Source organism: Vibrio sp. 10N.222.46.A1 (assembly GCF_041473595.1).
Taxonomy (GTDB): domain Bacteria; phylum Pseudomonadota; class Gammaproteobacteria; order Enterobacterales; family Vibrionaceae; genus Vibrio; species Vibrio tasmaniensis_A.
Window position 1 is genome coordinate 1 of the sequence record NZ_JBFRSN010000079.1, and the last position, 15666, is coordinate 15666.

At 46.0% G+C, this 15666-nt stretch carries 17 protein-coding genes; 15 read left to right on the forward strand and 2 right to left on the reverse strand.

Translation table 11 applies throughout. The features are described from left to right. Positions 1-454: 454 nt before the first annotated feature. From agaR (AB4496_RS02975) to AB4496_RS03020, 10 genes are all read left to right on the forward strand, one after another. Positions 455-1222 (forward strand): transcriptional repressor AgaR, encoded by a 768-nt coding sequence (gene agaR, locus AB4496_RS02975; protein ID WP_009846031.1) that lies wholly within the window; start codon positions 455-457, stop codon positions 1220-1222. A 422-nt stretch (positions 1223-1644) separates the two neighbouring features. Further along, on the forward strand, positions 1645-2421 hold the full coding sequence (gene agaR, locus AB4496_RS02980; RefSeq protein WP_009846032.1) for a transcriptional repressor AgaR: 777 nt from the start codon (positions 1645-1647) through the stop codon (positions 2419-2421). A gap of 8 nt (positions 2422-2429) precedes the next feature. Beyond that, positions 2430-3737: a D-tagatose-bisphosphate aldolase, class II, non-catalytic subunit gene (locus AB4496_RS02985; protein ID WP_009846033.1), complete on the forward strand. Its 1308-nt coding sequence runs from the start codon at positions 2430-2432 to the stop codon at positions 3735-3737. After that, positions 3737-4894: an SIS domain-containing protein gene (locus tag AB4496_RS02990; protein WP_009846034.1), complete on the forward strand. Its 1158-nt coding sequence runs from the start codon at positions 3737-3739 to the stop codon at positions 4892-4894. The genes AB4496_RS02985 and AB4496_RS02990 overlap by 1 nt, the downstream gene beginning before the upstream one ends. A 24-nt stretch (positions 4895-4918) precedes the next feature. Further along, positions 4919-5392, forward strand: coding sequence for a PTS N-acetylgalactosamine transporter subunit IIB (agaV, locus tag AB4496_RS02995; RefSeq protein ID WP_009846035.1), 474 nt, complete (start codon positions 4919-4921; stop codon positions 5390-5392). A 17-nt stretch (positions 5393-5409) separates the two neighbouring features. Continuing rightward, positions 5410-6186, forward strand: coding sequence for a PTS N-acetylgalactosamine transporter subunit IIC (gene agaW / locus AB4496_RS03000; RefSeq protein WP_009846036.1), 777 nt, complete (start codon positions 5410-5412; stop codon positions 6184-6186). After that, positions 6176-7060 (forward strand): PTS N-acetylgalactosamine transporter subunit IID, encoded by an 885-nt coding sequence (gene agaE, locus AB4496_RS03005; RefSeq protein WP_009846037.1) that lies wholly within the window; start codon positions 6176-6178, stop codon positions 7058-7060. Before agaW ends, agaE begins: the two co-directional genes overlap by 11 nt. Positions 7061-7119: 59 nt before the next feature. Further along, complete coding sequence (gene agaF / locus AB4496_RS03010) at positions 7120-7560, forward strand: PTS galactosamine/N-acetylgalactosamine transporter subunit IIA (RefSeq protein WP_009846038.1); 441 nt, start codon at positions 7120-7122, stop codon at positions 7558-7560. Then, complete coding sequence (gene nagA / locus AB4496_RS03015) at positions 7550-8758, forward strand: N-acetylglucosamine-6-phosphate deacetylase (RefSeq protein WP_009846039.1); 1209 nt, start codon at positions 7550-7552, stop codon at positions 8756-8758. Before agaF ends, nagA begins: the two co-directional genes overlap by 11 nt. Continuing rightward, positions 8749-9603: a tagatose bisphosphate family class II aldolase gene (locus AB4496_RS03020; RefSeq protein WP_009846040.1), complete on the forward strand. Its 855-nt coding sequence runs from the start codon at positions 8749-8751 to the stop codon at positions 9601-9603. The genes nagA and AB4496_RS03020 overlap by 10 nt, the downstream gene beginning before the upstream one ends. A 139-nt stretch (positions 9604-9742) precedes the next feature. On the opposite strand, the gene AB4496_RS03025 is transcribed toward AB4496_RS03020, so the two are convergent. Beyond that, the gene (locus AB4496_RS03025) at positions 9743-11764 is read right to left on the reverse strand and encodes an acetoacetate--CoA ligase (protein WP_102257697.1); all 2022 of its coding nucleotides are present in this window, start codon (positions 11762-11764) and stop codon (positions 9743-9745) included. A 199-nt stretch (positions 11765-11963) separates the two neighbouring features. Between AB4496_RS03025 and phhA the strand changes: the two genes are divergently transcribed. From phhA to AB4496_RS03045, 4 genes are all read left to right on the forward strand, one after another. Next, a complete protein-coding gene (phhA, locus tag AB4496_RS03030) occupies positions 11964-12758 on the forward strand; it encodes a phenylalanine 4-monooxygenase (protein WP_009846042.1) in 795 nt (264 codons plus the stop codon). Beyond that, complete coding sequence (locus AB4496_RS03035; RefSeq protein ID WP_102257696.1) at positions 12748-13086, forward strand: 4a-hydroxytetrahydrobiopterin dehydratase; 339 nt, start codon at positions 12748-12750, stop codon at positions 13084-13086. Before phhA ends, AB4496_RS03035 begins: the two co-directional genes overlap by 11 nt. Before the next feature lie 252 nt (positions 13087-13338). Continuing rightward, positions 13339-13548, forward strand: a complete 210-nt coding sequence (locus AB4496_RS03040) for a DUF3283 family protein (protein ID WP_009846044.1) — start codon at positions 13339-13341, stop codon at positions 13546-13548. A gap of 96 nt (positions 13549-13644) precedes the next feature. Continuing rightward, positions 13645-14361, forward strand: a complete 717-nt coding sequence (locus AB4496_RS03045; RefSeq protein ID WP_009846045.1) for a YebC/PmpR family DNA-binding transcriptional regulator — start codon at positions 13645-13647, stop codon at positions 14359-14361. A gap of 179 nt (positions 14362-14540) precedes the next feature. Here the strand turns inward: AB4496_RS03045 and AB4496_RS03050 are convergent, their stop codons facing one another. After that, entirely contained in the window at positions 14541-14792 is a 252-nt protein-coding gene (locus AB4496_RS03050; protein WP_009846046.1) for a DUF2798 domain-containing protein, read from the reverse strand. A gap of 84 nt (positions 14793-14876) precedes the next feature. Here AB4496_RS03050 and AB4496_RS03055 point away from each other — a divergent pair. Then, on the forward strand, positions 14877-15666 hold a 790-nt coding region (locus tag AB4496_RS03055; protein WP_372130577.1), incomplete at its 3' end, for a LysR family transcriptional regulator.

Consider the following 15666-nt stretch of genomic DNA (forward strand, 5'->3'; position numbering starts at 1 on the left):
CGGTTTTGATTCGGTTTTTATTGGCGAAAATAGTTTTTCAAAGGCTGATTTAAGACGCAGCTCGGTCCTTTTAGGTCTAGGTATAAGTCGTATGATTCATTGAAAAAATACGATGTCTCTATTGTCATTTATTGTGCCTGAAGCGTACTTGCGCCCTACTTCTAGATTAGCCGAATGTAATTACACGTATCGGCAAATCAAGAGCGGCTTAAAGTGTTCAGTGTTTCTCCCGTTGCTTGCTTCACGAAGTTATGGGTTTTCAATCGGCAGCGGCCGTCGACGATTTAAGTCACACGGCAACGAGACGTGAAGAACTATCATGAAATGCCTGAAAGAAGGGTGTCACTAGCTAACTTGTCGGGTGACACCGCATTACATCATGGAGTAAGGTGCTTGTTATGGTGCTCTGTTGAAATTAGTTAGAGCAAATGATTACTTGTCGGAACGTTCCCCTATGACCACCTCGGCTCAAAGACGTGAAGAGATCCTTCACTACATTCAAACTCACCAAAAAGGTGAAGTTAACCATTTTTCGGAACTGTACAATGTTTCAGAGGTTACGATTCGCAATGACCTTAACTATCTAGAAAAGAAAGGCTGTTTAAAAAGGTGTTATGGCGGTGCTGTGCTCAATAATCAGTTTGCCTTTGAGCGACCACTCAATGATAAAAAGCAGCTCAACAACAATACTAAAGCGAAGCTAGGAGAGTATGCAGCATCACTGATTGTAGACGGTGACAAAGTCATTCTTGATTCAGGCTCGACTACAGAGCAAATTGCTTATCATCTGGAAGGGAAGCAAGATTTGGTTGTTATGACTAACGGTATTAACATCGCTTACCATCTTGCTAATCAAAGTAATGTATCAGTTATGGTCACGGGGGGAACTATGCGTGACAATTCTTACTCGGTACATGGGACAGGCGGCGAGGACTTTTTGACGGTTTTTCGATTCAACAAATTGTTCTTAGGGGTTGATGGTTTTGACAAGACATCTGGCATTACAACTCCTCATCAAGGTGAAGCAAACATCAATCGAAAAATGCTTGAAGCAGCACAAACTGTGATTGCAGTGACAGACTCATCGAAGTTTGATCGCCATAGCTTTTGTCTGATTGCTAGTCCTGAGCAGATCAACATGCTAATCACAGATAGCGGAATTCCTCAGACTTACGTCGACCAGCTCACTGATCTTGGTGTTGATGTGCGAATAGTGGATTAACTCAGCTTTCCAACTTCCTACCTTTTAGCCAAATCAGTGCTACAAGAACGAATAGAACCAGCCTGAACGAGGCTGGTTTTGCATTTCGCTAACCACAAAAATATCAGCAGATAATCCAGTTTGTGATCTCACGCAGGCTGGGCTTCGAAACTCCACCAATCGAGTCAGTTTCTCACTCTCTTTCACTTGTTAAATTGCGAAAGTCAGCCTTTATGGCTCTTTCAATGCGTAATCCTCAATCATAAGTGAAAGTAAATACTTTCACTTATCCTAAAGTGAAAGGTTTTTTAGCCTGAAATCGAAAGCTAATTGGCTGTGATCTAGGTTTCACTTTTTTATTATTTGTCCTGCTTTAATACCAACCAAAAGAAAGTCGAAACATTTCATGCTTAAAGTGAAATGAAACGTAAGAGGTTTCGTATATGAGCAGTGCAGAACGAAGACAGCAAATTATGGCGCACATACGTAGCCATGGCTCAGGCAAAGTGGATGAGTTTTCAGACCAGTACAATGTTTCCGCAGTCACGATTCGACATGACCTCAATTTGCTCGAAAAAGAAGGCTGCGTATTTCGTTGTTATGGTGGCGCAACGCTTAACCCTAACTTTGCATTTGACCAACCTTTGTACCGCAAAGATCAGCTTAATCGCAGTGCCAAGCAATCCATTGCTCAAGTAGCAGCGAATCTTATTCACGATGGTGAGGCGGTTATCTTAGATTCAGGTACCACAATAGGTCTTATGCCTCAGTATTTGATGAACAAGCAACAATTGGTTGTCATGACCAATGCACTCAATACTGCTTATCAACTTAGTAAATTCGAAAACATCGACCTTCATGTTGTCGGTGGAAGCCTTCGCCGAGCGTCTTGTTCATTGATTGGAAATCATGGAGAGCAACAAATCCGCTCTTACCTTTTTGACAAGCTGTTCCTGGGCGTGGACGGATTCGATCTACAGGCTGGAGTGACCACGCCGGACTCTCAAGAAGCACAAGTTAACCGATCTATGTGCGAAGTCGCTCGCCAAATTATTGCTGTTACGGATTCAAGCAAATTTGGGCGAAAGAGCTTTTGTATGATCCGCGCAGCAAACCAAATCGATGTATTGGTAACCGATAGCAATATTCCCCACGCAACGCACCGAGCGCTCATTGAAATGGGTGTTGAAGTGATTATTGCCGATCAAACTGTTAACTAGGAATAAATATGAAAGCGTTACTTTCTTTAATTGAACAGCATAAGCAAGGCCAATCAACTGGTATTTACTCTGTTTGCTCGGCGCACCCGCTAGTTCTTGAAGCCGCCATTAAACAAGCGGCACAAGATAAACAATTGGTGCTCATAGAAGCGACGTCTAATCAGGTGAATCAATTTGGTGGCTACACCGGAATGACACCGCAAGATTTTTCTAGCCATGTGTTCTCTTTAGCTGAACGTCTCAATTTTCCTGCAGATAAAGTTGTGTTGGGTGGTGACCACCTTGGCCCAAACTGTTGGCAAAACTTATCTTCAAGTCAGGCAATGGAATATTCAGCTCAGATGATACATGACTATGTTTGTGCAGGATTTAAGAAAATTCACCTCGACTGTTCAATGCCTTGTGTTGATGACCAACTGCCTCTTAGTGAAGAACTAATGGCAGATCGTGCCGCAAAGCTGTGTGTGGTTGCGGAGCAGGCATGGAAAAGTATTGGCGGTGAAGCGCCTGTTTATGTAGTTGGAACGGAAGTACCTACTCCAGGCGGTGCACTTGACTCGCTGCAGGAAGAGTGTATCGAAGTGACTAAGCCAGAGAAGGCGTTGGCAACATTGGATGCTCATCATCGGGCATTCAGCGATGCTGGACTTGGTTATGTCTGGCCGCGAGTTATTGCTTTAGTTGTTCAGCCGGGCGTTGAGTTTGACCACCATATGGTGCACCACTATCGAAGTCATGAGGCTCAATCACTGAGTAAGATGATCGATAGTCAGCCACACCTTGTGTTTGAAGCTCACTCTACCGACTACCAGAACCCACCAGCCTACCACCAACTAGTGGGTGACCATTTCGCCATTCTTAAAGTGGGTCCTGCTCTGACATTTGCTTTGCGTGAAGCTCTCTATGGCCTTGAACGCGCCGAAAAAGAATGGCTGGGAACTCATCACTCTTCGCATTTACGTGACACCATTGAACAGGTAATGCATGAACAACCAAGTTATTGGCGCTCACACTACTCAAGCAAAGGCCACCAGCAATTCCTTGATTGCAGCTACAGCCTGAGCGATCGCATTCGTTACTACTGGACTCATCCAGAAGTGAAAGCATCGCAGAAGGCTTTATTTGACAACCTGGCTGCCAGTCCGTTGCCAGTAACGATCCTTAGCCAATATTTGCCAAATCAGGCTAAGGCCATTTCTCAAAATCAAATTGAAAACCATCCCGCTGACATCGTAATTCACAAGGTTATGGAAGTGACTGAGGTCTATTCCGCAGCCTGTTATTCAAATGCAGTGGTTTGTAAGGAGACGATTTAATGAACCTATTTTTAGGCTACGAACAGCCATGGCTAGAGCAACATAATGGTATTCATACAGCGAAAGAAATCAGCCATCAGCCACGCTTATGGCGTGCATTGGCCGATATTTTGGAGCAACAACATGATGCGGTAAGTGCATTTTTGAATCCACTGTTACAACACTCTGACTTACGCATCATTTTGACAGGTGCAGGTACGTCAGCTTTTGTTGGTGATGCAGCCGCGCCGTTTATTCAACAAGGAGTTGGTTTCCAAGTGACGTCAATTCCAACGACCGATTTAGTGTCAAATCCTGAGCAGTACCTTGACCCATCTCGTCCGACCCTGCTTGTCTCTTATGCACGCTCTGGCAATAGTCCTGAAAGCGTCGCCGCAGTGGCACTGGTCGAACAATTGGTTAGTGACTGCCACCACCTGTTTTTAACCTGTAATGGAGAAGGGAGGCTCTCTCATTATGCCCAAACTGCTGATAATGCTTACTGCATGCTGATGCCTGAAGGCTCCAACGATAAAAGTTTCGCAATGACCTCTAGTTTCAGTTGCATGTTGATGGCGACATTGACGCTACTTGGTGGGCAGTCGCCAAGCCAATGGAATGAACAAATAGCCGCGACAGCAACCTTGTGTGAAGACAAGCTAAAACAGTGGCAACCAGCTATTAAAGCACTGGCATGCATGCCTTATGAACGCCTGGTTGTGTTAGGCAGCGGTGGCTTTTCCGGCTTAGCGCGAGAAGCTTCATTGAAATCGTTGGAGCTCAGCGCGGGTAAAGTGATGACGACTTTCGATTCATCGTTAGGTTTTCGTCATGGTCCCAAATTTACCATTAACGACAAAGCATTAGTTATTCAGCTACTTTCTAGCAAGTCGTACACGCGTCAATACGATATGGACCTGTTCAATGAAATCCGTCGAGACAAACAGGCTCTCGGCCATGTTGCTATCTCAGAAGTCGCGCTCAATGAAGAAGGGGTTTTTGAACTTGGGGTATTAGGCTTTGGCGATCAGTGGCTGTGCTTCCCCTTCATTTTGTTCTGCCAAATGTTGGCATGTGAAAAATCACTCCAACTTGGTTTGGGACCAGATAACCCATGCCCAACTGGTGAAGTTAACCGTGTGGTGCAAGGCGTCACAATATACCCATTCAATCAGTAAAGAGTTCTATAAGGAAATTAGACCATGCCAAATATCGTTTTAAGTCGTATTGATGAACGCCTTGTTCACGGGCAAGTAGGTGTGCAGTGGGTGGGTTTTGCAGATGCCAATATTATAGTTGTCGTTAACGATGAAGTAGCAGAAGACACTATTCAACAAAACCTAATGGAAATGGTCATCGCTGATGGTATCGCAATCCGTTTCTGGACAGTAAAAAAGGCTATCGAAACCATCCATAAAGCGGCTGTTCGTCAGCGCATTCTATTGGTTTGTCGTACTCCAAAAGATTTCCGTCAATTGGTCGAAGGCGGCTTACCAATTAGCAGTATCAACGTAGGTAACATGCACTACGCCGAAGGTAAAAAACAAATTGCTAAAACAGTTTCAGTTGATGCTGAAGATGTGGCGGAATTTGCACGACTAAAAGCACTTGGGGTGACATGCACAATTCAAGGTGTACCAACTGAAAGTGCAACTGACATTTTTACTCTTATCTAATAATAAGGACACCAATCATGGAAATAGGACTCTTACAGGCGGTGATGCTCGGCATCCTAGCCTTCTTTGCGGGCCTTGATATGTTCAACGGTCTGACTCACTTCCACCGTCCAGTAGTACTTGGTCCGCTTGTTGGTCTAATTTTAGGCGACTTGCAAACCGGTATTTTAGTCGGTGGTACGCTAGAACTGATCTGGATGGGTCTAGCTCCGCTTGCTGGCGCTCAGCCACCAAACGTTATCATCGGTACTATCGTTGGTACGGCTTTCGCAATTACCACTAAAGTTGAGCCTAATGTCGCGGTTGGTGTCGCTGTTCCTTTTGCGGTTGCAGTTCAAATGGGTATCACCCTACTGTTCTCTGCAATGTCAGCTGTTATGTCTAAGTGTGATGAGTTTGCACAAAACGCAGATACCGACGGTATTGAACGCGTGAACTATATGGCGCTTTCCGTACTAGGTTCATTCTACTTTTTATGTGCTTTCTTACCTACCTACCTTGGTGCAGAGCACGCTGGAAAAATCGTTGAAGTCCTACCAAAAGACCTTATCGACGGCCTAGGTGTTGCCGGCGGCATCATGCCAGCTATTGGTTTCGCAGTACTGATGAAGATCATGATGAAGAATGCTTACATCCCTTACTTCATCTTAGGTTTCGTTGCGGCAGCTTGGGTACAACTCCCAATTCTTGCGATTGCGGCCGCCGCGACAGCGATGGCAATCATCGACTTTATTCGTAAAACAGAACCAACTCCTGTAACTGCACCCGCTGAGGACTTTGAAGATGGAATCTAATGTAAGCAACGAACTAGACCTTCGTAAACAAAACGCTGATGTGCAGCCAGCTCCTGGTGTTAGCGCAGATGAATATGAAAACAAAGAAATTGGCGCTGAGCTAACCAAAGCGGACATCAACAGCATGGCATGGCGCTCATTGTTGCTCCAAGCCTCTTTTAACTACGAGCGTATGCAGGCTTCTGGCTGGTTATATGGTCTGCTACCAGCGCTGAAGAAGATACACACAAATAAAGCTGACCTTTCTAAAGCGATGCAAGGTCACATGGGGTTCTTTAATACACACCCATTTTTGGTGACATTTGTAATGGGTATCATTCTGGCAATGGAGCGCTCAAAGCAGAACATCAACAGTATCCAAAGCACCAAGATTGCAGTCGGTGCGCCAATGGGTGGTATCGGTGATGCGATGTTCTGGTTAACACTATTACCTATCTGTGGTGGCATCGGTGCTGACCTTGCACTCCAGGGCTCAATTATGGGGGCAGTGTTCTTTTTCGTTTTGTTTAACGTGGTGCACTTCGGTCTTCGTTTTGGTCTGGCACATTACGCCTACCGCATGGGAGTAGCGGCCATTCCAGTGATTAAAGCTAATACCAAGAAGGTGGGACACGCCGCATCTATGGTCGGAATGACGGTCATCGGCGCATTGGTTGCAACTTATGTCCGCCTGTCAACAACAGCTGAAATTACCGCGGGCGACGCAGTAGTAAAACTACAAGATGATGTTATCGACAAACTGATGCCAGCGTTCTTACCACTTGTTTATACCCTGACAATGTACGCCTTGGTTAAGCGAGGTTGGAGTCCGCTCAAACTGATTGGCCTGACTGTCGCTCTGGGTGTAGTAGGTCGCTTTATGGGCTTCTTATAAAACTTACCTCCACATGATTAACAGGGGCTGAGTAATCGGCCCTAATAAGGGAAATAGAAATGATTGCAGTAATTTTATCTGGTCACGGTGGGTTCGCGTCTGGTCTAGCAAAAGCAGTATTCCAAGTCATTGGCGAACAGCCTCAGTTTAGGTTTATCGACTTCCCGGAAGAGGCAACTACATCACAGCTTGAAAAGGCAATGCGAGAGGCGATAAAAGAAATTGATTCTGGAGAAGGCATTGTTTTTCTGACTGATTTGCTGGGAGGCACACCATTTCGTACCGCATCTCTTCTGAGTCAGAAAAGAGACGACATTGAAGTGGTCACAGGGACAAACATGCAGATGGCTGCGGAAATGTTACTTGAACGCGATGAGCTTAGTCTGATCGAGTTTCGCAAGCAAGCTGTCGAATGTGGGTATAGAGGAATTACTTCATTGGCTGCGGAAATGGAACAAAGAGCACCAATTACAGATACGGTAGAAGAAGATGGGATCTGAACGACACACGAATGTGCGCAATAGCTATCGAGTTCAGCGGATATTACACGGTGAGACTTGGCTTACCAATGCCTTAATCACTATTAATGGCGAGGGGATTATTGACGCTATCGAGCCATTTGAACCTCAGAAGCATATAGATTTTATTGATTTAGGTGATGTTAGTTTACTTCCCGGCATGATTGATAGTCACGTACATGGCTCAAAGGGCTGCGATGTTATGGATGCTAGCCATGACAGTTTGAACACAATGTCACGTTACTTTGCCAGCCTTGGCGTCACAGCGTTCGTTGCTACGACAGTAACTGCGCCAGTGGCAAAAATTCGGGCTGCACTTCAACAAGTGGCTAAAAGCAAGCGACGGGGTGTTGTCGGTGCTGAAATCCTCGGTGCGTATTTAGAAGGGCCTTACTTCACGGAGAAAAACCGCGGAGCACATCCAACCACATGGTTTAGAGATCTATCTGTCGAAGAGCTCGATAAGTGGATGTCTTACAGTGATAACCAATTAATTACAGTCGCGCTTGCTCCCGAAAAGCCAGGGGCGTTGGAAGCTATCCGGTATTTACGAAAACACAATGTAAAAGTGATGCTTGGTCACACCGATGCCAGTTATGAGCAGGTTCAGCAGGCTCTAGAGGCTGGTGCGAATGGCATTGTCCATTGCTACAACGGTATGCGTGGATTGCATCACCGTGACCCCGGAGTGGTTGGAGCTGGCCTTACCCACCCCAACAGCTATGTAGAGATGATCGCTGATGGGCACCATGTGCATTCGGCAGCTATAGATATAGCACATCGCTGCTGTGGTAGACGTATGACGCTCATTACAGACTCGATGAGTGCTACTGGGATGCCTGATGGAGATTACACTCTTGGAGAGTACACGGTGCGCATGAAATATGGAGTAGTAACCACCGATAGCGGCAGCTTAGCTGGTAGCACTTTGACCTTACCGCTAGCGGTACAAAACATTCAGAAGTGGCTAAACCTGCCACTTGAACAAGCATGGTTGATGGCCTCTTTAACACCGGCTAAATCGCTAGGCTTACAACATTTATTAGGCAGTTTAGAAGTGGGTAAACGCGCTTCTATGGTGGCAGTTAAATCAGATTTCTCAATTACTAAAACTTGGGTGAACGGACATCTTGTATTCGAAACTGAATCCGTACCAAGTCAGGAGGCTTTATGTATCTAATCTCTTCTCGTGAAATGTTAAAACGTGCTCAACAAGGTGGTTATGCAGTTCCTGCATTCAACATTCACAACTTAGAAACTGTGCAGGTTATTGTTGAGACAGCATCAGAAATGGGCTCTCCAGTTATTCTTGCTGGCACACCAGGCACCTACGACTATGCAGGCACCGATTATCTAATCAGTATCTGCAAAGAAGCTGCGCATAAACACTCAATTCCGCTCGTTTTACACCTTGATCACCATGAAGATCTGCAGGATATCCGCACTAAGGTGGGCCATGGTATTCGCTCTGTTATGATCGATGGCTCTCATCATGCCTTCGACCAAAATATAGACATCGTGCGTTCTGTGGTTCAATACTGCAACCGCTTTGATGCAAGCGTTGAAGCTGAATTAGGGCGTTTGGGTGGCCAAGAAGATGATTTAATCGTTGATACTGCCGATGCGTTAATGACTGACCCTGCATCAGCTGCTGAGTTTGTTCGTCGTACCGGTATTGATTCGTTAGCTGTGGCAATTGGCACTGCTCATGGTCTGTACAAAGCAGAACCGAAACTCGACTTTTCTCGTCTGGACAAGATCCGATCTGTGGTTGATATTCCGCTCGTTCTGCATGGTGCGTCAGGTGTACCAGATGAAATGGTTCGTCGTTGCATTGACCTCGGAGTTTCTAAAGTCAACGTGGCGACTGAGCTGAAAATTGCATTCTCTGACGCGGTAAAACAGCACTTTGCTGATCATCCCGATGCCAACGACCCACGTAAATACATTACTCCAGGCAAAGCAGCGATGAAGCAAGTCGTGATGGACAAAATTCATATGTGTGGCAGTGAAGGACGCATCTAGTCGATTTTAGAAACCTTCTGCTATATCTCCTGAAGGCTGAAGATTAACACCCCTCCCCCCTATCGTCGGTGTTACTTAAGGGAACCTCTAGTCAAGGCTCCCTTTTTATTTCTAGGTCACGCTCTTTTATGTCTCAACACTAGAGCGAAACAACACGCTTTATCTCTTTCAAAACCTCGGCGTTAGCGATAGCCCCGAGGTTTTCTACACTCTTACCATTGATGACCTGTTTCACTGCCAGCTCCACCAGTTTGCCAGAGCGTGTTTTTGGCACGTCGCTGATCGCAAATATCTGGCTTGGCACGTGTCTTGGTGAACAGGATGATTTGAGTTTGCTTTTGATGGCTGTCAGTAACTCATCATCTAGATCCACACCTTGCTGCAGTTGGACAAACAGCCATATCTGCTCGTTGCGGTCGATGTCTTTTCCGACTGCTATCGAATCCACAATGCCTTCAATAGTGTTCACTTGCTGGTAGATCTCGGCAGTACCAATTCGCACACCACCAGGGTTGAGTGTGGTGTCGCCTCGCCCGTAGAACAGATAGCCACCATGAACGCTCTGTGCGACTTCATCGCCGTGATGCCACACATTATCGAACCTATCCCAATAGGTGCTGTGATAGCGCTCTCCGGTGTCATTCCAGAAGCCAACAGGGAAGTTGGGTAGGGAGTTGGTACACACCAGTTCGCCACGTTCATGATTAACCTTGTGACCAGACGAATTGAACACCTTGATGTCGACGCCGAGCCCTGCCTGTTGGCACTCACCACGATACACCGGCGAGATAGGGTTGCCTAAAACAAAGCAGCCACAAATATCCGTGCCGCCAGAAATAGACGCCAAATGTAGGTCTTGCTTGATGTGTTTGTAGACGTAATCGAATTGCTCAGGGTAGAGCACTGAACCCGTCGAGCACAGTGTTCTTAAGTGGGGAAGAGAGTGGCTGTCGATCGGTGAGAGTTCCACTTTCTCAATCGCCTCTAGGTACTTGGCTGAGGTGCCAAATGTCGATACATCAGCTCGCTGCGCTAAATCCCACAGAACGCTAGGTTGCGGATAAACCGGGCTACCATCAAAGATCACCAAACAAGCACCGCTGGCGAGCGCAGAGACGTGCCAGTTCCACATCATCCAACCACAAGTGGTGTAGTAGAACACGCGATCTCTCGGTTTAATATCGCAATGAAGCTGATGCTCTTTTAGGTGGTTGATGGTAGTGCCACCAACAGAGTGAACAATACACTTGGGCTTTCCGGTGGTACCGGAAGAGTAGAGCACAAACAGCGGATCATTGAAGCCGACACGAGTAAATCGAAGAGGTTGTGGCTGATAGTGATGAATGATGCTGTGCCAGCTTTGAGGTGACACATCATGTTTAACGTTGTTCTTCTCTAAATCACGAGTCGGTTTCAAATAACCGATCTCACACACCTGTTTTAGCGCGTTTAAGTGCTCGATGATTTCACGGTTCTTGTCTGCCATATCAAATGTTTTACCATTGAAGGTGTAGCCATCACAGGTTAACAGTACCTTAGGTTTCACTTGGCCAAATCGCTCAATCACACTCTCGACGCCAAAATCAGGCGAGGTCGATGTCCAAATCGCCCCTAAGCTGGTGGTTGCCAACATCGCTATAACGGTTTGTGGCAGGTAGGGCGTATATGCAGCAACTATATCACCTTGCCCCACGCCGCTATCGACAAGCCATTGTTGAACGCTAGATACTTCCTCACGCAAGGTTTTCCATGTGTAACTCTGCTGTTCGCCACGCTCATTCTCAAACCAAATCGCAATCTCGTTTGGCAACGTTTTTGCTGAATGCAGCAAGTTTTCGGCGTAGTTAACTTGAGCATTCGGAAACCACACCGCATCGCGATTCGATTTCGGCTGCTGCCAGCGACTTTCACCTAGAGTTTTGATGTGCTCGCTTTCTGCCTTGTTAATACAGTCTTGCGAACCCACCATTCCACAAAACTGCCACACGTTCTGCCAAAACGACTCCGGTTGCTCCACAGACCATTGATGAATCTCCGTGTAGTTTTTCAATTTCCGCTCGAATATGTCTTGTTGATCGAGGTTATCCATAAATCGGGTTACGTTGGCGTGTGCGATACGCTGGTCACTGGGTTGCCAAATTGGCTTATTGCTCTCGTGCATTCCTTTACCTTTAACAAAATGTTAACGATTTCAGTCTGGTATTTAGGTTTTACAAAGTCAAAAGATCAGCAAAATAAGGGGTAGCTGGAATTGTGTAAATAAAATGTTACACGATCGCCCGTTTCGAAAAATCGTGCAAATTGGCGGATATAAGGAGTGGAGATAGGCTTAAAGTGAGACATTCGAAAGGAGGTGTGTAATGACTCAATATCATTCTAAGCCCGTGAGCCAAGAGGGATGGGTTGAGTGGAGCCTCGAAGAAGACGCCATTTGGCACGACTTAGTGAAAAGGCAACTGGACGCCATTAATGACCGCGCATGCGATGCTTATTTGCACGGTTTGACCCTGCTGGATCTGCCATTAGACAGAGTCCCTCAGCTTCCAGAGATAAACAAGGTGCTAATGGAAACAACAGGTTGGCAGGTTCAGCCTGTGCCCGCATTGATCGATTTCGACCGATTCTTTGATTTGCTCGCTAATAAAAAATTCCCAGTTGCGACATTTCTGAGAACGCGAGATGAGTTCGATTACTTACAAGAACCTGATTTCTTTCATGAAATTTTCGGCCACTGTGCCATGCTCACCAATGCCGATTTCGCGGCTTTCACTGAGCATTATGGAAAACTAGGCCAAGCCGCCACATCTAAACAGCGCGCCTATCTTGCCCGTTTGTATTGGTTTACGGTTGAGTTCGGTTTAGTAAAAGAGGGACAAAAACTGAAAATTTATGGCGGTGGTATTCTCTCGTCTCCGGCGGAAACCATGTATGCATTGGGTGGTGATTTGGCGGTTCGTGAGCGGTTCGATCTGCAAACGGTGTTAAGAACGCCTTATCGTATCGACATCATGCAGCCGAAATATTACGTGATCGACGAACTGTCTGAGCTCTTCCAAATCAGTCAGGAAAACCTATTACAGCAAGCTGATCTCGCCATCGACGCGGGGCTACTACCACCACTTTTTGAACCCAAGGAACCAACACATGTTGAATGAACAACAATGCGAAGCCTGCAGTATTGACGCGATTGCCCTAAGTAAAGACGAGCAACAGTCTTTATTGTTGGAGTTGTCTGACTGGCAAATCATCGAGAGAGACAGCATCCCACAGCTTGAGAAGGTGTTTAAGTTTAAGAACTACAAACAAGCGTGGGCATTCAGCAACAAAGTGTCAGAATTGGCGGAAGAAGAGTTTCACCACCCTTCGATCTTACTGGAGTGGGGCAAAGTCACCGTCACTTGGTGGAGCCACTCAATCAAAGGTCTGCACAAAAATGACTTCATCTGCGCCTCACGTTGCGATGTGTTCGCCGTGAGTGAATAGACTTTTGGGGTTCGAGGAGGCGTCTTTCTTGGTTCTGTGATGCGATTATCTAATTATTCGGCTCATTAGGTGAGTCGAATAAGCGATACTTTCTCATCAAGGGTATAACTTCTCTCAAACTAGCTTGACCTGCATCAGCGACTTGCTTGGTTTCTTGTCTCATAAACCCTTTCTGTTACTCATAGTATTGGTTTTATGAGGCTGCTCTATGATATATTTCTCGGCCAAGCGTATTACAGACGAAGGCTAATAATGTCTATCAACCTTTCACTCCTTTCACCCAGTGAGAAAAATAAAATCGAACTGGATAAGCAAGCATCGTTTCTTGTATGGAAATTGAAGCAAGCGAAATGTGGCCCTGAAGCCATTGTTGAAGAAGCAATGAAGCTAGGTGATCCAGAAGAAAAGGCTTGGTTTGAGCAGTCTGTAGAAAAATACAAACGGGTAATGGGTGTCGCATAAACGCAGATAAACCTTACCCAGCAAAGCTGTTGAATTGAAATGACGCAGTAATTTGCTAGAATTTGCACCGTTAATTGAATCAGAGAGAAGATCCCGATGGGAAGAAGTTTTGAAGTGCGCAAGGCCTCAATGGCGAAAACTGCAGGCGCAAAAATTAAAGTTTATTCTAAATACGGTAAAGAGATTTACGTACTGGCTAAGAACGGTAGCTCTGACCCAGACATGAACCTACCTCTTAAGCACCTGATTGCTAAAGCGAAGAAAGACCAAGTACCCGCTCACGTTATCGACAAAGCGATCGATAAAGCGAACGGCGGCGGCGGTGAAGACTTCCAACCAGCTCGTTACGAAGGTTTTGGCCCAGGTGGCACAAGCGTAATCGTTGACTGTCTAACTGACAACGGTAACCGTACTTTCCAAGACGTTCGCCAATGTTTCGTTAAAACTGGCGCGAAAATCGGTGTTGAAGGTACTGTTTCTCACATGTTCGCTCACCAAGCTGTATTCCAGTTTGCAGGCGAAGATGACGAGATCATCCTAGAAACGCTAATGATGGAAGACGTAGACGTGACTGACGTTGAGCTAGAAGACGGTGTTATCACTGTATTCGCTCCAACGACTGAGTTCTTCAAAACGAAGACAGCACTAAACGCTGCGTTCCCAGACCTAACGCTAGACGTTGAGGAAATCACTTTCGTTCCTCAAACAACTACGCCAGTAGCTGAAGAAGATTCTGAAAAATTCCAGAAGTTCTTAGACATGCTTGACGACTGTGATGACGTTCAGCAGGTTTACCACAACGCTGAGCTGTAATATCAATCTATAATTGATAGCTTTGCTCTTGTGAGTAGAATGTAGAATACAAAAAACCGAGCCTAGTGCTCGGTTTTTTTATGGGCGTAATTCAGACGTTTATCCGTGAGCATGACTCTTTGATCGCAGCCCCTTGATGGCAGCTTCTAGATCATAGCTCCTAGAGCATAAGCCCTTGATCATCGTTCCGTGACCTCAGGTATGTAAAGCGCTCTCGGGCGACAAATCCATGCTGAGAGTTTTCTGATCAAAGGAAGCACGGTGAGGTTGAGCGTGATAGCACACGGCCAAGCAATGAAAAAGCTTTGCAGCCAGATTGGCGGCCACTCGGGGCTGAATCCCATTTTGTAGCCAGAAATTAACCCAGACATGATAGTCGCCATGGTCAGGGAGGATAAAATCGCGGTTACCCAAAATTGTTTGTTGTTCATACTGTGTTCTCCCGTGATTTTCTGTTGTTGATGAGATAAGGTTACATCTATCCATTAATGAGAAAAATAGGCACATATAGAAGTATGAATTCCATATTTGGAAACATTGATGATCTGTTCTTATTCTGTGCAGTGGTTGAAGAGGGCTCTTTGCTATCGGCTTCTAAACGGCTGCAACTCCCAGTGTCGACTATGTCGCGTAGGCTAACCGCATTGGAAGATCGCCTGAATATCCGACTTTTAGAAAAGAAAGGTCGTGAGCTGGTGGCCACCAAAGACGGCGAGGCGGCCTTTTCTGCACTGAGCAGCGGCATGGAGTCGATTCATCAGGGCTTTAATAGCTTGCTAGAAGAGCGTGACGCTATTCAAGGCAAGATAAAGCTCGCCGTACCTCACAACTTCTATAGTGGCTTTTTAAGGTCGATGGTAGAGCAATTCCTCACTCAATATCCGAACGTTCAGCTCGATCTTACCTTGAGCCAGCAACAGTTTATCCCGCAGACCGACCGTGACTTACTGATCACGTTTAAGATCTCAGAGATGGAAGGCATGATTGCTCGTCCACTTTTCAAAGCCAAACACGGATTTTTCGCGAGCCAAGAATACTTAGATTCGCGTGAGACGATTGAAAATCCGGACGACCTAGAGCTTCAAGACTGGATCAACGTTGATGATGTGTTTGATATGCCGCTCTACAAATCCGACCGCTTAGAGCAGATGATCACGATTAAACCCAAGTTTATTGTCAACGATATTCATGCGGTAGCGGCCGCGGCGCAAAAAGGCTTGGGGCTTGCTTCATTGCCTTTTCGTCATGTATCCCCCGAGATGAATTTGATTCAAGTGCTCCCTGAGTATCATCGGGGTGATCGCC